Annotated in this window: 11 protein-coding genes; 3 read left to right on the top strand and 8 right to left on the bottom strand. The window is 67.1% G+C overall.

The features are described 5' to 3' along the window. Positions 1–99: 99 nt before the first annotated feature. From L2U69_RS00615 to L2U69_RS00605, 3 genes are read right to left on the bottom strand one after another with little or no spacing between them, the layout of a single operon-like run. A complete protein-coding gene (locus tag L2U69_RS00615) occupies positions 100–1,230 on the bottom strand; it encodes an ABC transporter permease (protein ID WP_236104411.1) in 1,131 nt (376 codons plus the stop codon). Then, positions 1,231–3,990, bottom strand: coding sequence for a ribosome-associated ATPase/putative transporter RbbA (rbbA, locus tag L2U69_RS00610; RefSeq protein ID WP_236104410.1), 2,760 nt, complete (start codon positions 3,988–3,990; stop codon positions 1,231–1,233). It lies immediately after the preceding gene. Next, positions 3,954–4,940 carry an HlyD family secretion protein gene (locus L2U69_RS00605; protein WP_236104409.1) on the bottom strand — a complete coding sequence of 329 codons (987 nt, stop codon included), beginning with the start codon at positions 4,938–4,940 and terminating at the stop codon, positions 3,954–3,956. Before L2U69_RS00605 ends, rbbA begins: the two co-directional genes overlap by 37 nt. Before the next feature lie 206 nt (positions 4,941–5,146). Between L2U69_RS00605 and L2U69_RS00600 the strand changes: the two genes are divergently transcribed. Next, positions 5,147–6,880 carry a PHA/PHB synthase family protein gene (locus L2U69_RS00600; RefSeq protein ID WP_236104408.1) on the top strand — a complete coding sequence of 578 codons (1,734 nt, stop codon included), beginning with the start codon at positions 5,147–5,149 and terminating at the stop codon, positions 6,878–6,880. Then, positions 6,864–7,652: an enoyl-ACP reductase FabI gene (fabI, locus tag L2U69_RS00595; RefSeq protein WP_236104407.1), complete on the top strand. Its 789-nt coding sequence runs from the start codon at positions 6,864–6,866 to the stop codon at positions 7,650–7,652. The genes L2U69_RS00600 and fabI overlap by 17 nt, the downstream gene beginning before the upstream one ends. Positions 7,653–7,675: 23 nt before the next feature. Here fabI and L2U69_RS00590 read toward each other — a convergent pair whose 3' ends face one another. The 5 genes from L2U69_RS00590 to L2U69_RS00570 all read right to left on the bottom strand — a co-directional run bounded on the left by L2U69_RS00590 (position 7,676) and on the right by L2U69_RS00570 (position 13,602). Next, entirely contained in the window at positions 7,676–8,812 is a 1,137-nt protein-coding gene (locus tag L2U69_RS00590) for a DUF1513 domain-containing protein (RefSeq protein WP_236104406.1), read from the bottom strand. Positions 8,813–8,815: 3 nt separating this feature from the next. Then, positions 8,816–9,940 carry an imelysin family protein gene (locus L2U69_RS00585; RefSeq protein ID WP_236104405.1) on the bottom strand — a complete coding sequence of 375 codons (1,125 nt, stop codon included), beginning with the start codon at positions 9,938–9,940 and terminating at the stop codon, positions 8,816–8,818. Between the two features lie 11 nt (positions 9,941–9,951). Further along, complete coding sequence (locus tag L2U69_RS00580; protein WP_236104404.1) at positions 9,952–11,367, bottom strand: di-heme oxidoreductase family protein; 1,416 nt, start codon at positions 11,365–11,367, stop codon at positions 9,952–9,954. 73 nt (positions 11,368–11,440) lie between these two features. Continuing rightward, positions 11,441–12,715 (bottom strand): imelysin family protein, encoded by a 1,275-nt coding sequence (locus L2U69_RS00575; protein WP_236104403.1) that lies wholly within the window; start codon positions 12,713–12,715, stop codon positions 11,441–11,443. A 104-nt stretch (positions 12,716–12,819) separates the two neighbouring features. After that, positions 12,820–13,602, bottom strand: coding sequence for a dienelactone hydrolase family protein (locus L2U69_RS00570; protein WP_236104402.1), 783 nt, complete (start codon positions 13,600–13,602; stop codon positions 12,820–12,822). A 498-nt stretch (positions 13,603–14,100) separates the two neighbouring features. On the opposite strand from L2U69_RS00570, the gene L2U69_RS00565 reads away from it, so the two are divergent. After that, positions 14,101–17,439 carry a calcium-binding protein gene (locus L2U69_RS00565; RefSeq protein WP_236104401.1) on the top strand — a complete coding sequence of 1,113 codons (3,339 nt, stop codon included), beginning with the start codon at positions 14,101–14,103 and terminating at the stop codon, positions 17,437–17,439. Positions 17,440–17,561: the final 122 nt, after the last annotated feature.

Below are 17,561 nucleotides of genomic sequence, written 5' to 3'. Positions count from 1 at the left end.
CATCGTCGTCTCGCCGCGGTGTCTCGCATCAAAGATATCAGCGATCGCTTTCCTCCGCCCGTCGCCCCCGGAAATGGCACCTGTCGGCTTTCTTCGGCATCAGCCCCTCAGGGTCGACAGGGTCGCCCGGAAGCGGGCGGCGGCAACGGCGAAATAGAAGGCGCCGATCGCCGCCAGGATGACGAGCGGTTTCCAGACCACGTCGAGCCCGGCGCCGCGATAGAGGATCGCCTGGACGGCGGCGACGAAATGGACCGAGGGCGAGATCTGCATGCCCCAGTTCAGCCAGTCGGGCATGCTCTCCATCGGCGTCGAACTGCCGGACAGCAGGTTCATGACGATCAGGATCGGCAGCGCCAGCAGGCCGAACTGCGGCATCGACGCGGTGAAGGTGGCGATCAGCAGCCCCATGGTCGCGATGGCGAATTCATAGAGGATCGTGGTCGCGATGAAGAGCAACAGGGAGCCGGCCAGCGGCACCTCGAGCACGCCCTGCACCACGATCAGCAGCGACAGGACCGAGGCGATCACGATCACCATGCCGTTGGCCCAGATCTTGGACAGCATGATGTCGATCGGGCGCACCGGCATCACCAGCAGATGTTCGATGGTGCCGTGCTCGCGCTCGCGGATGAAGGCGGCGCCGGTCAGGATGACGGTCAGGATGGTGATATTGTTGATCACCTGCATCACCGGCGTGAACCATTCGGACGCGAGGTTGGGGTTGAAGCGCGCCCTGGTGATCACCGTGACCGCATCGTCGGGCGCCGGGCCGTCGCGGCGCAGGCGATCGCCCACCGTGTCGGACAGCACGCCGCGCAGATAGGCGAGGCCGTTGCCGGCCTGGGTCATCGCCGTCGCATCGACGTTGATCTGAAGGTCCGGACGCCGGCCCGCCAGCACGTCGGCCTCGAAGCGCGGCGGGATGTCGATGACGAAGACGTAGCGGCCATTGTCCATCGCCTCGTCGATCTCATGGGCCGCGATCTCGACCGGCGGCTTGAACTGGGGCGGGCGGATGGCGTCGGCGATGGCGCGCGACAGTGCCGAGCGGTCCTCGTCGACGACGGCGACGGCGGCGTCATGGACGTCGAAGCGCGAGCCGGTCGCCACCGTATAGATGGCGATGGTGAAGGTGTAGAGCACCAGGAACAGCATCACCGGATCGGCCCGCAGCGAGCGCAGTTCCTTGATGCCGAGGCGAAAGATGGTCGCGAGCCTCGCCCTCATCTACTTCTCCTGCTTGTCGAGGGCCAGCATGGCGAGAAGGATGAACACCACGACGAAGACGCAGAGCATCACATGGTTATGCCAAAGCTCGGCGAAACCCAGCGACTTGGTGAAGGTGCCGACGCTGATCTGCTGATACCAGCCGGCGGGAAAGGTCAGCCCGAAGATGCGCCCGCCGCCGGAAAGCGATGAGACCGGCACCATGAGCCCGGAGAAATTCACCGCCGGAATGACCGAGACGATGGCGGTGGCGAAGATCGCCGCGAGCTGCGACCTGGTGAAGGACGAGATCACGAGGCCGAAGCCGGTGGTCGCGCAGAGATAGGCGAAGGTGCCGGCCGCCAGCGCCGGCAGCGAGCCCTTCACCGGCACCTCGAAGACGAAGATCGCGAGCAGCACCATCATGGCGAAGGAACAGACCGCGATGGCGACATAGGGCGCCTGCTTGCCGGTCAGGAATTCGAAGCGCGTGACCGGGGTCGAGCGGAAATTGGCGATGGAGCCGGTCTCCTTCTCGCGGACGACGCCGACCGCGGTCATCATCGCCGGGATCAGCACCAGCATCAGCATGACGACGCCGGGCACGATGGCCGGCGCGCTCTTGAACGATTGATTGTAGCGAAAGCGGCTGACCACGCCGAAGGCATCGCCCTGAAGCGTGCCGCCCTGTTCCATTCCAGATTGCTCGGCGGCGATCTCTGCGAAGCGCTGGGCCAGCGCGGCCTTGACGTAGGACCGCGTCGTCTCCGCCCGGAACGGCATGGCGCCGTCGATCCAGACCGCGACTTCGGGGCGGCGCCCGTCCAGAAGGTCGCGGCCGAAGCCGGGCGGGATCTCCACGACGAATTTCAGGCTGCCGTCGCGAAGCCCCGCATCGACCTCGCCCGGGCGTTGCAGGGCGCGCTGGAATTCGAAGGACTGGCTGCCCTCGAAGGCTTCGAGGACGGCGCGGCTCTCGCGGCTCCGGTCCTGGTCGTAGACGGCATAGGGCAGATCGTCGACGTCGAAGGAAATGCCGTAGCCGAAGGTGACCATGAGAAGGACGGGCGCCAGCAGCGCGAAGGCGAGACGGATCGGATCGCGCAGGATCTCCATCGCCTCGCGCCGGGCATAGGCCCACCAGCGCCGGCGGGAGAAGACGCGCCCGCCCGTGCGCCCCGCGCCGTCGACGGCGGGGGCCTCCGGCGCCTCGGCCGTGTCGGCCTCCGCCACCGCCTCGAGATAGGCGATGAAGGCTTCCTCCAGCCGGGCGGCGCCCTTGGCGGCGGCAAGCTCGGCCGGCTTGCCGACCGCCAGCACCTTGCCCGCATGCATCAGCGAGATGCGGTCGCAGCGTTCCGCCTCGTTCATGAAATGGGTCGAGATGAAGATGGTCACGCCCCGGTTGCGCGCGAGATCGACCAGGAAGCGCCAGAACTGGTCGCGCGCCACCGGATCGACGCCGGAGGTCGGCTCGTCCAGGATCAGCATGTCGGGTCCGTGCAGCACCGCCGCCGCCAGTTGCAGGCGCTGGCGGATGCCGAGCGGCAGGTCGTCCGGCAGGCTGTCGGCCACATGGTCCAGCTCGAAGTCGGCCATGACCCGGGCGATTGCCGCCTTGCCCTCGTCCCGGCCGAGGTGAAAGAGCTGGGCGTGGAGTTCGAGGTTCTGGCGCACCGTCAGCTCGCCGTAGAGCGAGAAGGACTGGGACATATAGCCGACGCGCCGCCGCGTCGTCATGTCGCCGGCGTCGAGGGTCTGGCCGAACAGCTTCGCCTCCCCCTCGGTCGGGGCGAGAAGGCCGGTCAGCATCTTCATGGTGGTGGTCTTGCCGCAGCCGTTGGAGCCGAGGAAGCCGAAGATCTCGCCCCGCTCGATCCGGAAGGAGACGTGATCGACGGCCGTGAAATCGCCGAAACGGCAGGTCAGGCCCTCGGCCTCGATGGCGATCTCGCCGCCGTCCTCGGGCCTGGGCGGCACGGTGACGCCGGCCCCGTCCGATTTCTCCGCCGGCAGCAGGCGGATGAAGGCCTGTTCCAGATTGGCGGCGCCGGTCCGCGCCAGCAGGTCGGCCGGGCGGCCGTGATCGAGCACGCGGCCGTCGTCCATGGCGGCGATCCAGTCGAAGCGCTCCGCCTCCTCCATATAGGCGGTGGCGACCAGGGTGCTCATGCCCGGACGGCGATGGCGGATGCGGTCGATCAGGTCCCAGAACTGGCGCCGCGACAGGGGATCGACGCCGGTCGTCGGCTCGTCGAGGATCAGCAGGTCGGGATCATGGATCAGGGCGCAGCAGAGCGAGAGCTTCTGCTTCATGCCGCCGGACAGCTTGCCCGCCGGCCGATCGACGAAGGGGGCCAGCCCCGTGGCCGCCACCAGTTCGGCGATGCGCGCACGGCGTTCCGGCGCCGGCTGGCCGAACAGGCGGGCGAAGAAATCCAGGTTCTCGTGGATCGACAGGCTGGGATAGAGATTGCGGCCCAGGCCCTGGGGCATATAGGCGATGCGCGGCAGGGAACGGCGGCGATGGCCGCGCCGCGCCATGTCGCCGCCGAGCACGGTGACCGATCCGGACTGGATGCGCCGGACGCCGGCGACCAGCGCCAGCAAGGTCGACTTGCCGACGCCGTCCGGCCCGATCAGCCCCGCCATGCAGCCGCCGGGAATGGCGATGGCGACATCCGCCAGCGCATCCGTCCTGCCGTAGCGATGGCCGACCCCTTCGAGGACGGCGACGGGCTCGGTCACCGGGGCAGCCTCACCGCCAGGTCGTCGGGCCATTCGGCATCGGCGCCATAGCGGACATAGCCCATGCCGCGCACGCCGGTCTTCACCTGGGCCTGATAGGCTTCGAGGAGGTCGGGGGCGATGCGCAGCTTCACCTTGAACATCAGCTTGTCGCGCTCGTCCCTTGTCTCGACCGCGTTGGGGGTGAACTGGGCATCGGCCGAGACGAAGGAGACGGTGGCCGGAATCACATATTCCGGCACCGGGTCGAGCACCAGCCGCGCCTCGCTGCTGATCGCCAGGCGCCCGACCTCCGACGCCGGCAGATAGATCGTCATATAGACCGCGCCGACGTCGAGCAGGGTGACCACACGGGCACCCGCCGCCAGCACCTCGCCCGGCTCCGCCAGACGGTATTGGACGCGGCCGGCGCGCGGCGCCTTCAGCTCGGTATCGGCGGCCAGGGTCAGCAGACGGTCGAGGGACGCCTTGGCGGTGTCGATCGCGGCTTCCGCCTGGGCGACATTGGCCTCGGCAGCCGCCAGAGCGGCATCCGCCGCCGCCAGCTGGGCGCGGCGCTGATCCAGCACTTCGACCGACTGGAAGCCGCGCCGGTGCAGGGCTTCCGCCCTGTCGTATTCCTGCTTGGCGAGCGCCTTCTGGCTCTCGGCCTGGGCGACCGACGCCTCCGCCGAGGCGACGGCCTTTTCGGCCTGCGTCACTTGGGCGCGGGCGCCCGCGACCTGGGCATCGATCTCCGCCCGGTCCATGCGGGCGACGGTTTCCCCGGCCGAGACGAAATCGCCCTCATGCACCAGAATCTCGACCACGCGGCCCGCCATCTTGGTCGAAACGTCGACCTGATCGGCTTCGAGACGGCCGTTGGCGCCGGCGATTCCGTCAGGCAGGACGCCGGCCTGGCGCTGGTGCCAATACCAATAGCCGCCCGCCCCCAGGGCTCCGATCACGAGGAGGACGAGGACGGCGCGCAAAAGACGAGACATGGATTCTTCCCGATCGAACAGGGGCGCGTTTCACGCCCCGCACTCATGCCAAGACATCATCATGTGGTCATGACGCGGCCATGATAAAAGTCAATGATGCACCGCAAGAGAAATGGAGGATGAGGCATCGCTGCGCAGGGTGCCGAATGGGGCGGACGACCGCTCGGCCCGCCCCGCCTACCGGATCCAGAGTACCGGAGTACGACATGAACGGCCATTCCACATCGACCCTCGACCGTCTGACCAAATCGGCGACGGCGCGCCTGACCGGCGGCATTTCCCCGACGGCCCTGCTCGGCGCCTACAGCGACTGGGCGCAGCACCTGATGGGATCCCCCGGCAAGCAGATCGAGCTTCTGGAAAAGGCGGTGTCGGGCCTGACCTGCATGATGCGCTATGGCGCCCATTCGGCGACCGAGCCGGTGGACGGCGCCGTCACCCCGTGCAAGCCCCAGCCGGGCGACCACCGCTTCGACGATCCGGCCTGGGACCGCTTTCCCTTCAACGTGCTGGCCCAGAACTTCCTGGTGGTCGAGCAATGGTGGCATCAGGCGACCACCGACGTGCGCGGCGTGACCAAGCAGCACAGCGACGTCGTCTCCTTCACCATGCGCCAGGTCCTGGACATTTTCGCGCCGACCAATTTCGTCGCCACCAACCCGGTCGTCCTCGAGCAGACGATCCAGCAGCACGGCGCCAACCTGCTGCGCGGCTTCCAGAACTTCCTGGAGGACACGGGCCGCAACCTGATGCACGAAAAGCCCGTGGGCGACAATTTCGAGGTCGGCACCGATCTCGCCACGGCCAAGGGCCAGGTGGTGCTGCGCAATCCGCTGATGGAACTGATCCAATACAGCCCGACCACCGAAACGGTCCACGCCGAGCCGATCCTGATCGTGCCGGCCTGGATCATGAAGTATTACATCCTCGACCTCTCGCCCGGGAATTCCCTGGTCAACTACCTGACGTCGCGCGGGCATACGGTGTTCATGATCTCGTGGAAGAACCCGGACGAGGGCGACCGCGACATGGGCATGGAGGAATACGTCAGCCTGGGCGTCATGGCCGCCATGGACGCGGTCTCGGCGATCGTGCCCGACCAGAAGATCCATGCCACCGGCTATTGCCTGGGCGGCACCCTGCTGTCGATCGCCGCCGCCGCCATGGCCCGCGACGGCGACGAGCGGCTGGCCAGCATCACCCTCTTCGCCGCCCAGACCGACTTCACCGAGCCGGGCGAGATCGCGCTCTTCATCAACGAGAGCCAGGTCACCTTCCTCGAGGACATGATGTGGCAGCGCGGCTATCTGGAAGCGAAGCAGATGGCCGGCGCCTTCCAGATGCTGCGCTCCAACGATCTCGTCTGGTCGCGGGTGATCCACGACTATCTCCTCGGCCAGCGCGAGAAGATGATCGACCTGATGGCGTGGAACGCCGATGCGACGCGCATGCCCTACAGGATGCACAGCGAATACCTGCGCAAGCTGTTCCTCGAGAATGCGTTGGCCCGCGCCCATTTCAAGGTCGGCGGCCATTCGATCTCCCTGACCGACATCCGCGCCCCGATCTTCGCCGTCGGCACCCTGACCGACCATGTCGCGCCGTGGCGCTCGGTCTACAAGATCAAGCAGTTGACCGATACCGACGTCACCTTCCTGCTGACCAGCGGCGGGCATAATGCCGGCATCGTGGCGGGGCCCGAAAACCCGCGCCGCCACTATCAGATCGGCAATCACCGGGAGGCCGACCGCCACGTCTCGGCCGACAGTTTCCTCGCCAACACCCCGCGCCATGAAGGCTCTTGGTGGCCCGCATGGGTCGACTGGATCGAGACCCTGCAAGGCAATCGCGCCCGCGTCGCGCCGCCCGCCATGGGCAATGCGGCGGCGGGCTATGCGCCCCTCGAACCGGCCCCGGGATCCTATGTCCACCAATCCTGAAGTGCTTTCCGGCCTGCTGAAGGGCAAGGTCGGCCTCGTCACCGGCGTCGCCAACGGCTCCTCGATCGCCGCCGGCTGCGCCCGCATGTTCCGCGCGGCCGGGGCCGAACTGGCCCTGACCTATCTGAACGAGCGCGCCAGGCCCTTTGTCCTGCCGGTGGCCGAGGAAGTCGGCGCCGACCTGCTGCTGCCCATGGATGTGACCGACGATGCCGGCCTCGCCGCCGTCTTCGACGCGATCCACGAACACCACGGCAAGCTCGACTTCCTCCTGCACTCGATCGCGTTCTGCCCGAAGGACGACCTGCACGGCCGCGTCACCGATTGCTCGCGCGAGGGCTTCGGCATCGCCATGGACGTCTCGGTCCATTCCTTCATCCGCATGGCGAAGCTGGCGGAACCCCTGATGGCCGATGGCGGCTGCCTGCTGACCGTGTCCTATTACGGCGGCGAACAGGTGGTCGACCATTACAACGTCATGGGCCCGGTGAAGGCGGCGCTCGAAGCCTCGGTCCGCTATCTCGCGGCGGAGCTCGGGCCGAAGGGCATCCGCGTCAACGCCGTCTCGCCCGGTCCCCTGAAGACCCGCGCCGCCTCCGGCATCGACCATTTCGACGAATTGGTCGAGGCGGCCCGGAAGCGCGCGCCATCGCGCCGCCTCGTCTCCATAGACGAAGTGGGCGCCATCGCGCTCGGCCTGGTCTCCGACTTCTCCAGCGGCGTCACCGGCAACATCGCCTTCGTCGACGGCGGCTATCACGTCGTCGACTGAGCGTGCCGCTCGGGATGGCGCCCTCAGGATGGGACAGCCACGATCATGTGGTTATCCCAATGGGCCTGTTCCGCGAGTGCGCCGGTCAGCGTCCTGACCGCGCCCTCGGGCCGGACCACGGCGATGCCGCCGTGGCCGCCCGCCAGGTAGAATTGGCCGGGCGTGCCGGGATCGGCCGCGATCGGGCAGACATCGGACAGGTCGCGGGCGCCGAGATAGGCGCCGTCGGCATAGCGAAAGAACACCGCCTTGCCGCCGCGCGGACTGGTCATGCCGAAGACCGTGCCGCCGTCGTCGCTGGCCATGGAACCGAAATAGTGGCGCAGATCGCGCAGGTCGTCGCGCGGCATGTCGAGCAGTTCGAGACCGCCGTCCCGCCGCAGGATACCGCCCAGCGGCACGCTGTCCATCGACGGTCCCTCGTATTGCATGGCGAAGGCGACGTCGCCCTCGGCACTCACCGCGAGATGGCGGATCGAAAGCTGGAACAGATCGGGTGACAGGCGGTGCTGGCGCGCCATCGAGCCGTCGCCAAGGTCGATGACGGCGATCGACGAATCCATCTCCGCCAGGTTCAGCTTCGCGCCCGGTGCGTCCGGATGGGTCAGGATGCCGCCATTGGCGACGACGGCATGGCGCCCGTCGGGCAGCACGCGGACGTCATGGGGATCGAGGCCGCCGGTTTCCCATTCCGCGACGCGCCTGTAACCGTCGGCGACGTCATAGACGCCGAGCAGGCCGCGCTCCCCCTCCCAGTCCGTTTCGGTGGCGAGAAACAGGCGGCCGTCCGCCGTATGGATGCCGTGACCGCAGAGGTGACGGCCGTCCGGCACCGAAAGGCGCGCCGTGATCTCCCCCGTCGCCATGTCGAAGACGAAGGCGAAGAGCCCCGGCCGCCGGCCGAGGACGACGGCATGGCGCCGGTCGGGGGCGATGGAGACGCCGTGCCCGCGCGCCGGAAGGGGAATGTCGACGACTTTCCGGCCATCGCCGTCGAAGGCGGTGGCATGGGCATCGCCCGCCGCATCCAGCCGCGTCCCGAACCAAAGCGCCCTGCCCTTCCCGGCCTCGTCCTGGCCTGAAGCACGGCGCGCGAAGGGCGTGCCCAGGCCCACGGCGGCCAGCAGGCCGAGACCGAGGCGCCGCGTGATCGCCGCCATCACTCAATCCCCGTCGAGGGCGTTGAAGCCGAGCGGAATGCCGAGCACCGGCGCGACGCGATTGGCCAGCAGGGTCTTCGTCGCTTCCGCCTGGTCGATCAGGCGCTGCACCAGGGTACGGCCCGAGGCATCGGTCAGAGCCTCGTCCAGCGGCATCTCGATTTCATCGGCGGTCGCGATCGCCGCCGACAGGCCGTCCTCCACGTCCTTGGCGAGCGCGGGGTCGCGGTCGCGCACCACGTCGGCCATGCCGGCGTGCCAGAGGTCCATGGCGGCGGCGAGATCGATCCGGATATTGTCGAGGGCGCGGCCGCTGCGCCATTGCTCCAGCAGGCGGGGGCGCGCCTTGTCGGCGGATTCGCCGAGCGGGCGGGTCAGCTTGCGGTCCGCCACCACCTCGATCGCGAGGTGCAGGGCCTTGAACAATTCGACCGTCGCCTCCTCCGGCGTCCGGTAGAAGTCGTTGTCGGGGCCGGTCGCCTTCATCAGGCGGGCATAATCGACGGCACCGCCGCGCCAGTCCTGGCTGGCGCCGTTTGCCTGATCGGCGATCACCTGGGCGATCCCCAGGATGGCGGCGCGCCGGAGCTTGGCGTCTTCATCGGCGTCGATCAGGCTGACCGAATCCTCGCCGAAGAGCAGACGCTCGAGGGCGGGAATGCCCTGCACCGCGACGCTCTGCTTTTCGAGTTCTTCCGGCTGGAAGGCGGCCGTGTCCTTGGCCGCCAGCAGGGCGTCGAGCTGGCGGCCGACATTGTTGCGCGGATCGGGCCAGAACATCAGCCGCGACGAGCGCATGAAGAGTTCGGAAGGGCCGAAGCGCAGGTGCTGCACGCCCTGCCAGGCGTCGGAAAGGGCGCCATAGGCGACGCGCAGGCGCGCCCGGCCCATGTCGTCAGGGGCAGCGGCGAAAGCCGCGGCCGCGTCCTGAAGGGCGGCGCCGGCCTCGGCCAGGGCGGCGAAACGGGGCAGGACGTGGCGTTCGATGATGGTCGCGTTCATGGCCGCGAGCGCGGCCTGGGCCTCGGCGCTGAGGGCGGGGGTATCGTCCTCGTCCTCGGCCCGGCCGTGGGCCGGGATACCGAAGACGAGACCGGCCACCGTCAGAATCTTCAACCAGTCACGCATGGCCTGCTCCTTCAGAGGGAATTCAGGAATTCGATCAAGTGCCGGCGCTCGTCCGGCGTCATGGCGACGACGCGGGCGCGCGCCGCCGCCGCCTCCCCGCCGTGCCAGAGAATGGCTTCGAGCAGGCTGCGCGCCCGCCCGTCGTGGAGAAACGCGTTACGCCCGGTGACCCGGGCCGTCAAGCCGATGCCCCAGAGCGGCGGAGTCCGCCATTCGCTGCCGCCGGCCCGCGCCTCGGGCCTTCCGTCGGCGAGATCGGCCCCCATGTCGTGCAGCAGCAGGTCGGTATAGGGATGGATGCGCTGGCCCGCCAGTTCGGGATCGACACCCTCGGTCCCCGTAACCTGGACGGGGACATGGCAGGACGAACAGCCGGCGGCCGCGAACAGCGCCGCGCCCGCGCGGACCGTGGGATCCGCCGCGCGCGGCCGGCCCGGCACCGCCAGATGACGGGCATAGAAGACGGCGTAATCGAACAGGACCTTCGGCACCTCGATACCTTCCACCGGATCGTCGCCGACGGGGGCCGCCATGCAGTCCGCCTGCGCCGCCGTGCAGTCCCCGCGCGAGCGGTGGTCGAGCGGCGTCGACAGGCCGATATCGCCGGCGAAGGCATCTGCGCTCTGGGCCGCGACGTCGGGCTGGCCCGCCTTCCAGCCGAACCGGCCGAGGCGTCCCTCGGGTCCGACACGCTGGGCCCGGCCGGAAATGCCGTTGCCGTCGGCATCGTCCGGATCGGCGCGGGCCAGAATATCGGCTTCGGGAATCGCCTCGAGCAGGCCGAGGCCGATCATGGGCGGCGCCAGCCGGGGCGAGAGCATGACGTCCGCCGCCATCGGGCCATGGGCGAGATCGGCGACGCCATAGGCCGGGCGGCGCAGGCTGACGGTCTCACCGCCCGACAGTTCCACCGTTTCTTCGGTATAGTCGACGGTCATGCGGCCCTCGGCGGAGAGGCCGTGGACCGCCGCATTCTGCAACTGGCCGCCATAGGTCGGCTCCGGCAGGACGGACAGCGCGCCCGAGTCGAGCAGGGCCCGCTCTTCCCCGGTCCGGGGCGGCACCGAAAGGCGCAGGAACAGGGAGACCGCCGTCTCCCCCGGCAGCGGCACCACGCCCCTGCCGTCGCGCACATGGCAGCTCTGGCACGAGCGCGCGTTGTAGAACGGGCCCAGCCCGTCGGACGATTTGGTCGAGGCGGGCGAAGACGCCCAGAGCTTGCGGAAGATGGCATCGCCCAGACGGAAGTCCATCCGCCGCTCCAGGCTCATGCCGGTCGAGGGATGTGTGAAGGCGCGCCGATCCGGCGCATTCCACGACGTCGCGCCGCCACCGGGCGCCGCCCCGTCCGCATCCGCCGGCACCTCGACCGCGGCGGCCGGGAAGACCGCCAGCACCAGCAGCAGGGACAACGCGAGAGGCTTCAAGACACCCGTCCTCAAAATGCGGACGGGGCCGGAAATCCGGCCCCGCCCCGATATCACCGAAGTTCCCTTCGGCTTATTCGACCGCCGAGGGATTGTCGAGACTGTCCGAGCCCTCGAACTCGACCGGGGTCAGCTTCAGCGCGGTGATGATGCGCTCGAACGACTTGGTCTGGTCGGTCAGGCCGTCGACGAAGGCCTGGACCGTGGCGTTGCCAGCCTCGTTGCCGGCGCCGATCATCTGGTCGTAGCTCTCGATCAGCTCGCCGCGCTGCTTCATGGCGGCGGCGGCGGCCCCGGTGGCCGCCAGCTTCGCGGCGACTTCGGCGGCGAGATCGGCATCGGCCTCGGTCACCAGGTCGGCGAGCGACGGGCCCTCGACCAGGGTGCCGTCGATCCGCTTGTAGCGGCCGTAATAGACGGCGGCCATGCCCAGCGTGTCGTAGTAATGCGAGTTGTAGGTGTTGTCGGCGAAGCAGTCGTGCTCCTCCTCCGGATCGTGGAGGATCAGGCCGAGCTTGGTGCGCTCGCCCGCCAGTTCGCCATAGGAGAGGCTGCCGAGGCCGGTCAGGATGGTGGTGATGCCGCCGTCCTCGCCCTTTTCGGCCAGTTCCGCGCGGGCTTCGCCACCGGGCGCCCAGGCTTCGGCCATGGTCGTCAGATCGGAAACCAGAAGCTCGGCGGCGGCGGTCAGATAGGCGCCGCGACGGTCGCAATTGCCGCCGGTGCAATCGTCACCCTTGGCGTAGTCGGTCCAGGGACGCTCGCCGGCGCCCGGGCCCGTGCCGTTCAGATCCTGGCCCCAGAGCAGGAATTCGATGGCGTGATAGCCGGTCGCGACATTGGACTCGACACCGCCCACCTCCTGAAGCTGCTCCAGCAGTTCGGGAGTGATGTTGGTGGCGTCGATGGTCTCGCCGCCGGCCTTGATGCTCGGATTGGCGATCACATTGGCGGCATAGAAGGGGTTCTCGTCCGACTCGGTGCCATAGGCTTCGGCGGTATAGTCGATCAGGCCCTCGTCCAGCGGCCAGGCGTTCACCTTGCCTTCCCAATCGTCGACGATGGCATTGCCGAAGCGATAGACCTCGGACTGCTGATAGGGCACGCGCGACGCGACCCAGGCGGCCCGTGCCGCCGACAGGGTCTCGGCCGAAGGCTCGGCCACCAGCTTGTCGATCGCGGCTTCGAGCGCCTTGGCCGAAACCAGGCTGTCCTCGTAGATCGCCTGGGCGATGTCGCCATAGGTCTTGACGACCGCCGCCTTCTCCGTCGCCGCCGTCGCGACCTGCGCCGCGCCGAAAGCCACTGCCCCGGCCACCACTGCGGTCGCCCACCTCTTGCTGATCATCGCTCGTCCTCCATAGGGCGGCACGGCCCCGCCGCGCCCTCATTCTGCGACGCATTATTAATAGCAAGGGGTGGCGGGATGCAAGCCTTGCAGGCCGAAACGGCCTAGGGTTTCGCGATCACCGCCGCGTGGCGGCGGCGGGCATCGGCGATGAAGCCGGCGATTTCGTCCAGGATGGCGGGCGGCGGCACCGCATGGCCGAGGCCCTGAACCACCCGGCCGACCGCATGGTCGCGGTCGCGGAGCGCGACACGGCAGTCGCCCCCCACCCGCGCGTCGGCGACGAGCGGATCCTCCAGCCCGATGACGGCATGGACGGCGCGATCCGCCGGCACCCGCACGCCATCGAAATCGACATTGTTCCGATCGGTACAGGTCCAGCCCATGATCGCCAGGGCGACCACTTCGTCCGGCGCATCGGCGAATTGCGCCGCCGCCAGCCCGCCCTCGCTGGCGCCGACGACGGCGATGCCCCAGGGATCGACCCAGGGCAGGCCGCGCAGCCGCGCCAGGGTCCAGCGCGTCTCCTCGAGCCGCCACCGCAGGGTCTCGGGCCCGACGTCGCCGCAACTCGCCGGCCGGCCGGGCCGCGCGAAGGACCAGGGCGCGACGACGATGAAGCCCCGCTCGGCGAAGCGCGCCGGCACCCCCGCCATGTCCCCGGAACAGCCATGCAGAAAGACGACGACCGGCCAGCGCCCGCCCACGGCAAGCCGTCCCGCCAGCGGATCGCCCCGGGTCCCGCCTTCGGCCACCAGTTCCCCCACCGTCGCCTCGATCCCCCGCCCGTCGGCTGTCGCCGACCAGGGCACGGCGATCACGGTCTTCGCCCAGACCGCATCCTCCACCGGATCGGCCAGATCGCAGGCAGCAAGCGAGAGCGCCATTAGAACTGTGCAAAACCGCGAGATGGTACCAAGGCCAATCATTGTCGAGAGCGCTCTCCATCCGTTGCTGTCTGGAGACTAGGCCCTACGAGCTTTCGAATTCGTCACCGCTCACGCTTCTGCTGGTCCGAATGACGTGGGCCCAAGGCTCGAGAAAACAACCATAAAATGGAAATATAATTATATTTCCCGCAATAGTAACAATTTCATAAGAAATAAATGCAACCCTCGGAAAAAGTCAATCATCACCCACAACCCAAAAACCCCTTAATATGTAACGCTGACGATAACATGGATATGATCTCGCCTGCCTCTAAGTGGACACCCTCCAAATTCCTTTGGCCCGCGACCGGTCGTCGGTCACCGCATCAAGCATCTTCGACCCACGTGATTCGGAAAGCCCCAAAGGGCATCACACTATGTTGCCCCTTAGGGGCCTGCTTCCCCGAGAACATGCCGTAAGGCAACCACCAGGTCCAAAAATCAGGAATGAACGTAATGGCTTTTGCAGAAGGCCTCTTCGACGAAGAGGACATCATCGCCGGCACAAATGGAAACGACACCATTACCGGCACCAGCGGAGACGACGCCATTGCCGGCGGCCTTGGCAACGACACCCTGCGGGGCGGCGAAGGCAACGACATCTATATCTACGCCCGGGGCGACGGCAACGACAGCATCTACGAGAACCTGATCGGCGACTTCGACACGTTGATCCTCCATGGGATCGCCCCGGCCGATGTCTCCTTCATCCGTAACGGAGATCAGGACATCACGCTGGTAATCGCCGAGTCCTCGCCCGGCGCCGGCGACGGCGGGACCATCTTCCTCGATGGCCAAGTGTATTTTCAGGGCGCTCAGGGTGTCGAAGAAATCCATTTCGACGACGACACCGTGTGGACCATGTCGCAGGTCGCCGACATGGTCATCGCTCAATACGAAACCGACGGTAACGACACCGTCGTCGGCACCAATCGTGGTGAAACCATTCAGGGCGGCCTCGGCAACGACACCCTGCGGGGCGGCGAAGGCAACGATGTCTATATCTACGCCCGGGGCGACGGCAACGACGGCATCTACGAGAACCTGATCGGCGACTTCGACACGTTGATCCTCCATGGGATCGCCCCGGCCGATGTCTCCTTCATCCGTAACGGAGATCAGGACATCACGCTGGTAATCGCCGAGTCCTCGCCCGGCGCCGGCGACGGCGGGACCATCTTCCTCGATGGCCAAGTGTATTTTCAAGGCGCTCAGGGTGTCGAAGAAATCCATTTCGACGACGACACCGTGTGGACCAAGTCGCAGGTCGCCGACATGGTCATCGCTCAATACGAAACCGACGGCAACGACACCGTCGTCGGCACCAATCGTGGTGAAACCATTCAGGGCGGTCTCGGCGACGACACCCTGCGGGGTGGCGAAGGCAACGATGTCTATATCTACGCCCGGGGCGACGGCAACGACAGCATATACGAGAACGTCATCGGCGCCTCCGATACATTGATCCTCTATGGGATCGCCACGGCGGACGTCTCCTTCATCCGTAACGGAGATCAGGACATCACGCTGGTAATCGCCGAGTCCTCGCCCGGCGCCGGCGACGGCGGGACCATCTTCCTCGATGGCCAGATGTATTTTCAATACACGCCGGGTGTCGAAGAAATCCATTTCGACGACGACACCGTGTGGACCAAGTCGCAGGTCGCCGACATGGTCATCGCTCAATACGAAACCGACGGCAACGACACCGTCGTCGGCACCAATCGCGGCGACACCATTCAGGGCGGTCTCGGCGACGACACCCTGCGGGGTGGCGAAGGCAACGACATCTATATCTACGCCCGGGGCGACGGAAACGATAGCATCTACGAGAACCTGATCGGTAACTTCGACACACTGATCCTCCATGGGATCGCCCCGGCCGACGTCTCCTTCATCCGTAACGGCGATGAGGACATCACACTGGTGATCGCCGAGTCCTCGCCCGGCGCCAGCGACGGCGGGACCATCTTCCTCGATGGCCAAATATACTTCAATGACACACAGGGAGTTGAGGAGGTCCATTTCGACGACGGCACCGTGTGGACCATGTCGGCGATCGCCGACATGGTCATCGCTCTGGATATAACGGACGGTGACGACAGTGCTGTTGGCACCAACGGTGGCGACATTATTCACGGCGGCCTCGGCAACGACACCCTCGCGGGCGACGATGGAAACGACCAACTCTTCGGTGACGCCGGAGATGATCGCTTGCTCGGCGGCAATGGCGATGACGCACTCAGCGGCGGCGCGGGCGACGACATGCTGATCGGCAGTACAGGCTTCGACAGTTTCGATGGTGGTGAAGGAAGCGACACCGCCGATTTCAGCTATTCCTCCTCCGATTGGACACTCGACCTGTCCGCCGGTACGGCGATGGCGAGCGGATCACCCGAAACCCTCGTCTCGATTGAAAATCTGATCGCGGGATCGGGCAGCGATACGCTCGTCGGGAACGACGGTGCCAATAGTCTCGACGGTGGGGCCGGCGCCGATACGCTGACCGGCGGCCTCGGCGACGATACCTATGTGGTGGACGACGCCGATGACGTGATCGTGGAGGTGGCCAATCAGGGGGTGGATACGGTCGTCACCACCCTTGCTGCCTTCGCACTCGACAATACCGTGGAAAACCTGACCTACACCGGCGAGGGCAATTTCACCGGTACCGGCACCGCCTATGCCAATGTCATAACGGGCGGCGACGGCAACGATGTCCTTTCCGCGGGTGGCCGCGAAGACACGCTGACCGGCGGGGCCGGCGACGATGTGCTGCAGGGTGCGGCGGGTGTCGACACGCTCTTCGGCGGCGACGGCAACGATCACCTTCAGGGCGGCGACGGTGGCGACACCATGGTGGGCGGCGCAGGCGACGATACCTATGACGTCGACATCATTACCGATATCGCCGACGAGAGCACGGGGTCCGGCCACGACATCGTCATCGCCTCCGCCACCTATACACTCGGTGCCGGCATCGAGGACCTGAACCAGATCGGCGATGTCGGCATCGCGGGTACCGGCAATGATCTCGACAATACGCTCTCCGGCAATCTCGGCGGCAACCGCCTGCTGGGCGAAGACGGCAACGACACGATCTCCGGCGGCATCGGCGAGGACCGCCTCGAAGGTGGCGACGGCGACGACGTCCTGTCCGGCGGCAATGACGACGATCTCGTCTACGGCGAGGCGGGCAACGACGTGCTCGACGGCGGCGCCGGCGACGACATCATGCGCGGCAGCACCGGCGACGATACCTATATCGTCGACTCCTCCGGCGACGTCGCCAGCGAGGTCGGCGGGGACGGCTACGACACGATCATGGCCGGTGCCAGTTTCGTGATGAGCAATGGTATCGAGGAACTCATCATGACCCGGAGCACGGCGATCGACGCCACCGGCAATGCCGTCGCCAACACGATCACCGGCGGCGCGGGTGCCAATGTTCTCTCCGGCCTCGGCGGTGACGATACGATCGACGGCCTGGGCGGGGGCGATACGTTGGACGGCGGCGCCGGCGCCGACACGCTGAGCGGCGGTGGCGGCCAGGATGTCTTCGTCTTCGCGGCGGGAGAGGCGAACGGCGACGTGGTGACCGATTTCGCGGGGGCCGGCGCCAATACGGGCGACAGTTTCCTCTTCACCGGCTATGGCACGGCGGCGGAAGGGGCGAGCTTCGTCCAGGTCGACGCGACCCACTGGCAGGTCAATTCGGCGAGCGGCGCCATCCAGGAGGTCATCGAGATCGTGAATGGCGCCAACATCCACGCGAGCGATTTCGTCTTCGTCTGATCCACACCACCAGACCCCCTCGGGCCAATCGGTCAGGGGGGGGGCGACGCGCGCGCCCTCCCCCTCTTGGCAATCGGGCTCGGCTTGCCCATCTTGGCGGCGACGACCACGACCGACGAGCC

The organism is Zavarzinia marina (assembly GCF_021568905.1).
Classification (GTDB): Bacteria; Pseudomonadota; Alphaproteobacteria; order Zavarziniales; family Zavarziniaceae; genus Zavarzinia; species Zavarzinia marina.
This window is presented reverse-complemented; position numbering and strand designations above follow the sequence as displayed.

Coding starts and splice junctions, on each gene's coding strand:
- L2U69_RS00615 (WP_236104411.1), bottom strand. CDS start 1,230: ATGAGGGCGAGGCTCGCGACCATCTTTCGCCTCGGCATCAAGGAACTG.
- rbbA (WP_236104410.1), bottom strand. CDS start 3,990: ATGGCCCGACGACCTGGCGGTGAGGCTGCCCCGGTGACCGAGCCCGTC.
- L2U69_RS00605 (WP_236104409.1), bottom strand. CDS start 4,940: ATGTCTCGTCTTTTGCGCGCCGTCCTCGTCCTCCTCGTGATCGGAGCC.
- L2U69_RS00600 (WP_236104408.1), top strand. CDS start 5,147: ATGAACGGCCATTCCACATCGACCCTCGACCGTCTGACCAAATCGGCG.
- fabI (WP_236104407.1), top strand. CDS start 6,864: ATGTCCACCAATCCTGAAGTGCTTTCCGGCCTGCTGAAGGGCAAGGTC.
- L2U69_RS00590 (WP_236104406.1), bottom strand. CDS start 8,812: ATGGCGGCGATCACGCGGCGCCTCGGTCTCGGCCTGCTGGCCGCCGTG.
- L2U69_RS00585 (WP_236104405.1), bottom strand. CDS start 9,940: ATGCGTGACTGGTTGAAGATTCTGACGGTGGCCGGTCTCGTCTTCGGT.
- L2U69_RS00575 (WP_236104403.1), bottom strand. CDS start 12,715: ATGATCAGCAAGAGGTGGGCGACCGCAGTGGTGGCCGGGGCAGTGGCT.
- L2U69_RS00570 (WP_236104402.1), bottom strand. CDS start 13,602: ATGGCGCTCTCGCTTGCTGCCTGCGATCTGGCCGATCCGGTGGAGGAT.
- L2U69_RS00565 (WP_236104401.1), top strand. CDS start 14,101: ATGGCTTTTGCAGAAGGCCTCTTCGACGAAGAGGACATCATCGCCGGC.